The sequence below is a fragment of the Amycolatopsis sp. NPDC059021 genome (assembly GCF_042739895.1).
Classification (GTDB): Bacteria; Actinomycetota; Actinomycetes; order Mycobacteriales; family Pseudonocardiaceae; genus Amycolatopsis.
Genome location: NZ_JBHYIQ010000012.1, coordinates 98,794 through 107,674 on the forward strand (window position 1 = coordinate 98,794; position 8,881 = coordinate 107,674).

The following is an 8,881-nucleotide window of genomic DNA, read 5'->3' on the forward strand; positions in this document are numbered from 1 at the left end:
ACTGCCCCCCGCCCCCCCCCTCTTTAGCCCAACCCGCCCCGCCCCCTGCTCTCCCTGGGGGGGGGGGGGCCGGGGGGGGGGGCCCCCCCCCCGCCCCCCCCCCCCCCCCCACTCCGCCGAAAACGTGCCCGGCGCGGCAATCACTGAAGGACAGCGCGCAGGAAAGAAGTCCAGCCGTTCGCGGAGAGGGCGATGACCGGCGGCTCGGCGCGCCGGTCCTTGCTGTCGCGGACGAGCACGCCGCCCGCGATGAGCTTCACCTCCACGCAGCTTCCCGTGGCGTTGCTGTAGCTGCTCGTGAACCAGTCTTTCCGGTTCCGCGGAGAGGGTCGTGAAATGGTGTCGGTCAAGCCAGTTCCTCGATACGGTGACGAATGAACGCCAGCGATTCCTGTTTGGTCAGCGCGTGCCGAAAAGCGTCGTTATAGGTCATGGTGAGGTCGCGTACCTGAGTGGGATCGTCGATGATGCCCTGCGTGGTAACGGTTTCCTGCCAGGCCACGGTGGGCAGCCGCGGGCTGTCGAAGTCGATCAGGTGCACGGTCGCGGCACCGAACAGCCCACACGCTGTCGCGGTGAAGGGGATCACCCGTACTTCGAGGTGATCCGGGTGCTCGACGAGCATGTCGACGACGTGCTCGAGTTGCTGCCGAAGGACTTCCGGGCCGCCGATCTGCTGCCGAAGGGCGGCCTCGCTGATCAGCGCGGTCAGCTGGAGCGGGCTCTCACCGGTGAACCGCTCCTGCCGCCGCAGCCGTGCCTCGATGAGCTGATCGACCTCGACCTGGCGCACCGTGACGTCGGGGGTCATGATCGCCCGCGCGTACTCGGCGGTCTGCAGGAGACCGGGAAGGAGCAGGTTCTCGTAGGTCCGAACGCTCTGGGCCCCGTACTCGAGTCCGTACAGCCGCTGGAGGTCGTCGTTGATGAGACCCGAATACCGTACCCACCAGCCATGTTCCTTGGCGGTCGCGCGCAGCTCGATGAGTTCCTGACGCTCTTCGCGATCGAACTCGAACAGTTCGACGATCCGGAGCAGGCTTTCCTCGGAGAGGATCTTGCGCTCGTTTTCCACGGCGGACCAGTAGTTGCGTGTGAAGCCCAGCGTCTGCGTGATGGTCTTGACCTCGATGCCGACCTGTTCCCGGCGCCTGCGCAAGCGGAGAGCGAGTTCCCAGGCCGCGACGACGGGCGAGGTCAGCGTCGACATGTCACTCCCCTCGTCGAAGGCCGGTGCAGCCCTCGGTTGACTCATCCAGTATACAACCAGACAACACCACAGTCCTCGCACCCGCACATGCATCACTACATCGTTTGGTTACGGTAACCGAACGATGGCCGACGGACTCTAGCGGCACCACTCACCCGGACCTTATCGTCCGTAGTGACTCACCGAGTCGCGGCGATCACGCTGCGGACACCCGACACACCCAGGCAGCTCCCGGCCGCTCGGCCCCCGAGGAGTCCGTACGAGATCGACGGACGTTCTGCCCTCGTCGCCCCACTGGTCGTCGCCGAGGACAGTTCTTGTGTTGCCGGGGAGGAAAGATGGAACCGACTTCGGAGCGGCTCGACGCCGAGCCGGTGCCCGAGTCACGCTGTGGCGAAACGGCACTACCCGCACCCGAAGACGCCGAATTCCGCGCGGCGGCGGAGCGGCTGGAGAGAGTCCGGTCGGCGACGGCGCACTGCACGATCGTCACCGTCGACATCGAGGGATTCGGGCGGCACACCAGGAACAACACCAACATGGTGCGGATCCGCCACGGCCTGTACCTGGCGATGCGGTACGCGTTCGACTCCGCCGGCATCCCCTGGGACTCGTGCCGTCGCGAGGACAGGGGTGACGGCGTGCTGGTGCTCGCCCCCGCGGAGATCCCCAAGACGTTGTTCGCCGACCATCTTCCCGGCACGCTGCTCACGGCGCTGGCCTGGCACAACAAGATCCATCCCGCCGAGGAGCAGATCCGGCTCAGGCTCGCCGTCCACGCCGGCGAAATCAACTACGACGAGCACGGCGTGACCGGGGCCTCCATCGTCCACACGTTCCGGATCCTCGACTCCCCCGAGCTGAAACGGGCGCTCGAGGAGACCAGCGCGGTCCTCGCGGTCGCCGGCTCCGCCTGGTTCTTCGACGAGGTGATCCGGCACAGCGAAGGGAGTTGCGCGCAGGCCTACAAACCCGCCGCCATCACCAACAAGGAGACCACGACGCAGGCATGGATCCGCCTGCTCACGGCGTAGCCGGGAAAACGGACGGCGACGCGGCTCGCGGGACGAGCAGCCGCGGCGCTCGGTGCCGGGCCCGGCACCCCGGTCAGGCACAGCCCGCCGTTCGTGGCCGCGGAGAACCTGTCACAGCCGAGAGCGCTGATCCGCCTTGGCCCACCGGGATCCGCGAGGCCGGCATCGGCTGAAGATGCACGACCTGTTTGTAAAGCAGACTTCCTAACTAACGCAGAGCGTAACGGGAGGTAAAGAGATCGTCAACAGACCAGGTCAGACGACGCGGACCCAGCCGCCGTGCGCTTCGTCGTCGGTGCCGTACAACACCTGGTCACACGACACGGAAAGGCAGGTCAGCGCCTCGATCTTGTGGCCGGGGAAGTCGCCGATCCTCGCCGGGGACCCGGCGAGCGTGATCGCGCCGTCCGCGCCCAGTGTCCCCGCCGCGTACACCGCCGAGTCGAACGGGCCGTCGTCCCCGGGGTCCGAGGCCGAGGAGACGAGGACCCGATTGTCCTCGGTGATCTCGACGTCGGAGGCGTGCCGCACATTGGCGGTGGGATACGAAACCCGAAACTCCACCGACGCCGGCTTCCCGAAGGACAGCGTGGCGAGATCGAACGCGGCCGAGTAGAGCGTCGCCGGCCTGCTGTCCTGACCCCGGTCGGCCCACACCGCGAACAGCTTGCCCGACACGGACTTCAGCGCGAAGCCCTCGTAGTTGTCGCCCGATTTCCCCTCCGGCAACGGGAATGTCTTGAGTACCCGCGCGGTCCCGCCCTCCAGCTTGAAGTGGAAACCCTTGCCCTTGCTGGCGAGCGCGATGTACTCCCCCGCGCGACCGGGCACCGCCTCCACCGCTTCCAGGTCCACCGGGACCTCGCCGGACCAGGTGATCGCGTCCACCCCGGCGACCTTGCCACCGGCGATCCGGACGCGGGCCGCCCGGTTCTCGCCGGTTTTCTTGTTGTCCCGCACCACAAGCGCGTCGATGGTGCCCTGCCCCTGACTCAGGACCGCGATACCACTGGCCCCCGAGGTCATCCCGTCGCCGATGGTCTCCCAGCCGTCCGGGGCCGGCGCGGCCTGGGCGGCCGGAGGGGGAACGACGACCGCGACGGCGAGCGCGGAGAGAATTCCGAGATAAGTACGTTTCATGCCGGGTAACGTAGCCGATCGGACCGCGATGATCAATGAATGAATTCCTCGCCGACCCGGGGCGGCCACTCGTCCGCGGAAAGAATTCCGGCCGTGTAGGCGCGCGCGATCATTTCCGCCCGATTGGCGGCTTTCAGCAGCCGCATCAGCCGGGAACAATGGTATTCCACACCACGGACGCTGAGCACGAGGCGACCGGCGAGACTGCCGGTCGAGTACCCCGCGGCGATGCCCGCCAGCACATCGGCGGCGAGCGGGCTCAACGCGGGACGACCCGCCCGCCCGGCCGAAGGGTGCTCCCGCACCGACGAGGTCATGAACACCTCCCCTTTCTTTTGCACGAGCCTTTCCAGGCTCCTCGAGAGCGGAACGAAACCGACGCCGGAAAGGGAAAACCACACCGGCGCCGGTTCCGCTCGGGACCCGGACGAAATACTTCCGGGCCCGAGTGATCAGCCACTCGTCGTCACTTCATGCCGCAACACGGCATCGGCTGGTTCCGCGGGCAGCGACGGCTCGGGCCCCGAGGAACGGCCCGGCTGCCGCAGGAAACACGCCAGCAGCGCGGAGAACAGGCACATGCACCCGGCGAGGATCCACGCGCCGGTGTAGCCGATCCCGCTGACCACCCAGGCCGCGATCCCGCCACCGCCGATACCGCCGACCAGCTTCGCGCTGTAGAGCAGACCGTAATTGGAAGCGTTGTTGTTCTCTCCGAAGTAGTCCGGCACCAGCGCGGCGAACAGCGGATAGAAGGCGCCGCCACCGAAGCCGACGAGGAACGCGAACACCATGAACAGCGCGCCGTTGTGCGTGTTCCCGGCCCACAGCAGGCCGAACTGCGCGACGGCCGCGATCAGCAGCACGAGGATCAGGGTCTGCTTGCGGCCGATCCGGTCGGAGGCCCAGCCGACCGCCGCCCGCCCGGTACCGTTCACGACCGCCAGCACCCCCGCGGCGGAAGCGGCGACCAACGCCCCGAAGTCGCTCTCCTTGGCGAAATCGACCATGAAGTTGATGCCGAACAGCGAAACGACGCCGATGCACACCATGCACACCCACATCAGCGGGAGCATCCCGGTCTTGATCGCCTCCAGCGGCGTGTACTGCCGCACCGCGGGCGGGTTCTTCGCCAGGCCGGTCCCCTTCGCCCTGTTCCTGCTCCACGCGAGCGGATCGACCTCGGCGGGCCACCAGCTCTTCGGCGGGTCCTTGAACAGGAAGCCGCAGAGGCCGACCACGACGACGATGTAGACAGCGATCAGATCGAGGATCGGCGTGTAGTTGTCCTTGGTGAGGAACGCGGCGAAGATCGCGAGGAAAGGCAGCGTGCCGTAGGCGAACCCGCCGTTCACGAACCCGGTACGAGCGCCCCGCTTCTCCGGATACCACTTGCCGACCATGTTGATGCACGTGGCGTACACCAGTCCGGCACCGGCACCGCCCACCACGGAGTAGCCGAGAAACGCGACCACCAGGTTTCCGCTGTGCGCGAGGGAGAACAACCCGATCCCGCAGCACGCCGCTCCCGCCAGCATCGCGGCGCGTGCGGAGACGATGTTCTTCTCCCGCAGGCGTCCGGCCGGGAAGGCCACGGCCGCCTGCAACGCCGCCCAGATGCCCGCCACCCAGAACGCTTCGGCGGTCGACCACTGGTATTTCGCTTCGAGCGTCTCCTCGACCGCGCCGAAGCCGTACTCGAAGACACTCACCGCCATCATGGCGATCCAGGGCAGCCAGACCATCCACGCCCGCGACCTGCCCATGATGTCGCGGGGACTTTCCCCCACTCGGTAAACTCGCCCGTTCTCGTCGGCTATCTCCCGATAGCCCGCTACGACTGCGGCCATAGGATTCTCTTTCGCGATGGATCTCGCACTCGGGAAAGGTGCGGGAAAATGTGCATGCGGTTTCGTAAATCCGCTCCGGAAGGCCTGTTCGGTCACCCGGATTCGATGAGACGAACCTAGGGTTGTTGCCCCGTTCGGGTCAACGGTTCCCGGCAACCGGCCGCTTAACCCCCGTGCCCGCCCGGCCGGCGGGGTTCGGTCGGACCACTGTGGACAGCCTCGCCGCGCACTTCGTCCCCACGCGGTCCGGCGAGCGAGAAGACGACTCGATCAAGTCTTTGCGCAGCAATACTTTCCGGCTGCCTCACGCTGGCGGCAGCCGGTCGCGCGAACGGGCGAACTCAGTGCGCCGAGTTCTCCACGCTGCTCACCGGCCGCAACCGGGCGGCGAGGTCCTTCCGGTCCACCACATCGAGTTTCCGGTAGATGTTCCGCAGATGGAACTCGACCGTGCGCGGAGACACGAAGAGCGTTTCCGCTATTTCGTTGTTCCGCCGCCCGCGGACGGCGAGTTCGGCCACCCGGCATTCGGTCGCGGTGAGAATTTCCGTGCGTATTCCGGACAACACGGTGTCAGGAATCGAACGGGCACGACCGCCCGCCGATTTCAGCAGGGATTTCGCTTCGCGGGCGAGCGCGGTGGCACCGCACGCCGTACCGAGATTGAGCGCCCGGCGCGCGTACTTCCGCGCGCCTTCCTTGTCGTCGGCCGCCAGCAGGGAACGGGCGAGCACGAATTCGGTGCGCGCGAGTTCCAGCCGGGCCGGCGACGCGGTCAGGATTCCGGCCGCCTCCGCGAGCAGTTCCCGGCCCCGGGCGCCGCCCGCCGCGATCCCGGCCGCGCGCAACGCGACCCCGCGCGCTCTCGGCGTCCGCCACCGGTCCGCCGATACCAGCTCCTGCTCGGCCAGTTCCCCCGCCCGGTCATGGTCGCCCAGTGCGGTCAGCGTCTCGACCATGGCGGGGCGCCATCTCAGCGGCTCGGTCAAGTTGCCGGTGGATCGGCCGGAGAGGTTCAAACCCTCTTCGAAGCAAGCGAGCGCGCCCCGCAGATCACCACGCGCCAGCCGGATCCTGCCCCGCACGTCGAGGAAAACCGCCGAAGCGAGAAGAAAGCGGCTTGCCGGCTTCTCGTCGAACCGGCCGAGCGCCGCTTCGGCTTCGTCGACTTCGCCGCGTTCGAGCAGCACCAGCGCACGCACGAGGTCCACAAAGGAATGGAGGCGGGGAGCATCCTGCCGGAACCGCAGCGCGGTGTCCGCGTCCACCGCGGCCCGCGCGAGATCCCCGGCCCGGGAGCGCAGCAACGCCCGCGCCGTGAGTCCCTGCAGGTACATCCACGGGTCGGCGCGCCTGCTGTGGTCCACGAGCCGGGTCAGCGCCTCCTGCGCGCCATCGACGTCGTCGGCGGCCAGGAGTACTCCCCCGGCGCACAACTCGGTGAAGCCCGCCGCGCCGGAATCGCCGCCCGCGAGCGCCGCACGGGCGGCCGCGGCCGCCTCTTCCGCGGGTGCGCCCTGCTGGAGCGCGACCACGGCCAGCCCGGCCAGCAGGGACCGCTCGGCCTCCGTGTGCCCGGCCGGGTGCGCCACCGCCCGTGCCCGTCGAGCCGCGGTGTCCACTGTGGACTCCTCGACGACGCTCGTCAGCAGCAGTGTGGCCTCGGCCGATGTCAGCAGTTCCCGCTGCGCGTCGTCCGGTTCGGACGGCAGGCTCGCCCGTAACTGTTCGAGCGTTCCGGCGAGCAGGGGCACCGTTTCGGCGGCCCGGCCCGCGCGCACGGCGAGCCGCCCCGCCGTGATCCCGATCCGCGCGCGGTGCAGGGGATCCCGGATCTCGGGCAGCACCGACCGCACCACCCGCAGCGCCGCGGGCGGATCGATCCTGCCCAGCGGGCCGACGGAATCCAGCAGCAGCGGCAACCGGGACGTCCCGTCGTCCCCGTCGAGCGCGTGCCGCAGGTAGCGCAGCGCCACCTCCGCGTGCCCGCGGCCCAGTTCCAGCTCGGCGGCGCCACGCAGCACGCCGACCATCCATCGCTCGGTGCGCCCCGGAACGTGCACCAGCTGTTCGGCGACGTCGTCGTGGGGACGGCCCGCCTCGTTCAGCAGGCGCGCTGCCCTGGCGCGGCGCCGGACGCGCTCCTGCGGGGTCAGGCGGCCGAGCACGGCCGAGCGCAGGATGTCGTTCCCGAGATCGGCGGTCGCGCCGGAGACGAGTTCGAGCTCCCGCAACACCCAGACCGCGCTGTCCACCACCCGCGGCGGCACTCCGCTCAGCACGGGGACCAGGTCGAGATTGCGGGTGCCGAGGATCGCCGCGGCGCGTGCGACCTCGAGGACGTGTTCGGGCTGCCCGTCGAGCCTGGCGACGATCATCGGCCCGACGACTTCGCCGCTCAGCTCCGCCACCCTGGACGCTCCCGCCGCGTCGGGCGTCACGCCCTCCTCGCGCAGCCTGCCGATCAGCCGCCACAGGGCGCGGGGATTCCCGCCGGAGGCCTGGGCGCAGGCGGCGGTGAAAACACTGTCGGGGCCGGCGGGCAGGGATTCGCGCAGGATTTCGTGCACCTGTGACGGGGTCAGCGGCGACAGGTCGATGACCGTGCAGCGCGGATCCGCCGCGAGCCCGCCAAGGCCCGCCGCCCCCGGCCCGGCACGGCCGGTCCGCCGGGCGAGAAGCACCAGCAGGGGCAGCCGGTCCGCGCGGCGCAGCAGGAAGTCCAGCCACCACATCGACGGCTCGTCACACAGCTCGGCGTCGTCGACGACGAGCGTCAACGGCCGCTCGGCCAACAGGCTCGCCGCGAGCCAATACAGGCCCTGCAAAGCGGGGTACGCCTCACCGAGTGTCGCGGAGCCCGCGAACCCCTTCGACGAATAGAGACCGGCCAATGCGCGACACGCCACGTCGTCGCGGGAGCGGTCGTTCTCGACCACTGCCCGGACCGGCCGGAACAACGCGCGGGCCACACCGAAATCCGAGGCGTCGCCGAGTTCGCCACAGTGGACGGTCAGCACCCGCGAACGCGCCCGCAACGCCGAAGCCGTCGCGTCGAGCAACCTCGTTTTGCCGATGCCCGCCACCCCACGCGCGACCACGATCCGCGCGCTGCCCCCGAGCGCCCGGTCGAGCACCGGGGCGAGCGCGGGCGGGCCTGCTTCCGTGCCGGGCACGGCGCTACCCGTCCATCCGGTAAATCGTTTTACTTCCTGCCACCATTCGCACTATACGGGCACCCCGAGCGGTTGCCAATTGCCGCGCGACGACTACTCAGCGGAGCCATTGCTCCCCCCTTTGCCCGACAGCTGCCGCCGCAAGAAGGACGATCCCCAGGTCGATCCCGCCAGGCCTGGTAACGAAGCGTGAAAATATCCCTCTCGCCCCTTGCCTTGCCCCGGCGGAAAAATCACCCGTGGCCGTACCGGAATGCGGTGCGGCTACCGGTCAACGGGAAACCCTGAATGTCTTTCATTTTCCTTGTAGCGCACCGGTTCCGGGAACACTATGACCAAAACCTCCGGACGTCACCGCGAACGTGGTAACCGTTCGCGACTCGCGGCGGGGTCGTGCGGCGTCGGCCGGGGGGGGGTCGGCGAACGGAAGAGGTCGGCGAGGCGACACGACCCGAGGACGCCGCACCCCCG

7 protein-coding genes are annotated in these 8,881 nt (G+C 68.9%); 1 reads left to right on the top strand and 6 read right to left on the bottom strand.

Going from position 1 to position 8,881, the window contains the following annotated elements:
• Nucleotides 1–140: 140 nt before the first annotated feature.
• Both ACFWX1_RS09765 and ACFWX1_RS09770 read right to left on the bottom strand, forming a co-directional pair.
• Entirely contained in the window at nucleotides 141–350 is a 210-nt protein-coding gene (locus tag ACFWX1_RS09765) for a DUF397 domain-containing protein (protein ID WP_378385707.1), read from the bottom strand.
• Complete coding sequence (locus ACFWX1_RS09770; RefSeq protein WP_378385709.1) at nucleotides 347–1,210, bottom strand: Scr1 family TA system antitoxin-like transcriptional regulator; 864 nt, start codon at nucleotides 1,208–1,210, stop codon at nucleotides 347–349. The genes ACFWX1_RS09765 and ACFWX1_RS09770 overlap by 4 nt, the downstream gene beginning before the upstream one ends.
• 338 nt (nucleotides 1,211–1,548) lie before the next feature.
• On the opposite strand from ACFWX1_RS09770, the gene ACFWX1_RS09775 reads away from it, so the two are divergent.
• The gene (locus ACFWX1_RS09775) at nucleotides 1,549–2,244 is read left to right on the top strand and encodes a hypothetical protein (protein WP_378385711.1); all 696 of its coding nucleotides are present in this window, start codon (nucleotides 1,549–1,551) and stop codon (nucleotides 2,242–2,244) included.
• A gap of 255 nt (nucleotides 2,245–2,499) precedes the next feature.
• Here the strand turns inward: ACFWX1_RS09775 and ACFWX1_RS09780 are convergent, their stop codons facing one another.
• The 4 genes from ACFWX1_RS09780 to ACFWX1_RS09795 all read right to left on the bottom strand — a co-directional run bounded on the left by ACFWX1_RS09780 (nucleotide 2,500) and on the right by ACFWX1_RS09795 (nucleotide 8,410).
• Nucleotides 2,500–3,384 carry a hypothetical protein gene (locus tag ACFWX1_RS09780; protein ID WP_378385713.1) on the bottom strand — a complete coding sequence of 295 codons (885 nt, stop codon included), beginning with the start codon at nucleotides 3,382–3,384 and terminating at the stop codon, nucleotides 2,500–2,502.
• 32 nt (nucleotides 3,385–3,416) lie between these two features.
• Entirely contained in the window at nucleotides 3,417–3,701 is a 285-nt protein-coding gene (locus ACFWX1_RS09785) for a LuxR C-terminal-related transcriptional regulator (protein WP_378385715.1), read from the bottom strand.
• 135 nt (nucleotides 3,702–3,836) lie between these two features.
• Entirely contained in the window at nucleotides 3,837–5,234 is a 1,398-nt protein-coding gene (locus ACFWX1_RS09790; RefSeq protein WP_378385717.1) for an OFA family MFS transporter, read from the bottom strand.
• Between the two features lie 341 nt (nucleotides 5,235–5,575).
• Nucleotides 5,576–8,410 carry a LuxR C-terminal-related transcriptional regulator gene (locus ACFWX1_RS09795; RefSeq protein ID WP_378385719.1) on the bottom strand — a complete coding sequence of 945 codons (2,835 nt, stop codon included), beginning with the start codon at nucleotides 8,408–8,410 and terminating at the stop codon, nucleotides 5,576–5,578.
• Between the last annotated feature and the right edge of the window lie 471 nt (nucleotides 8,411–8,881).

Excerpts from the sequence above, each read along its gene's own strand:
- ACFWX1_RS09790 (WP_378385717.1), bottom strand. The coding sequence starts at position 5,234 with ATGGCCGCAGTCGTAGCGGGCTATCGGGAGATAGCCGACGAGAACGGG.
- ACFWX1_RS09785 (WP_378385715.1), bottom strand. The coding sequence starts at position 3,701 with ATGACCTCGTCGGTGCGGGAGCACCCTTCGGCCGGGCGGGCGGGTCGT.
- ACFWX1_RS09770 (WP_378385709.1), bottom strand. The coding sequence starts at position 1,210 with ATGTCGACGCTGACCTCGCCCGTCGTCGCGGCCTGGGAACTCGCTCTC.
- ACFWX1_RS09775 (WP_378385711.1), top strand. The coding sequence starts at position 1,549 with ATGGAACCGACTTCGGAGCGGCTCGACGCCGAGCCGGTGCCCGAGTCA.
- ACFWX1_RS09780 (WP_378385713.1), bottom strand. The coding sequence starts at position 3,384 with ATGAAACGTACTTATCTCGGAATTCTCTCCGCGCTCGCCGTCGCGGTC.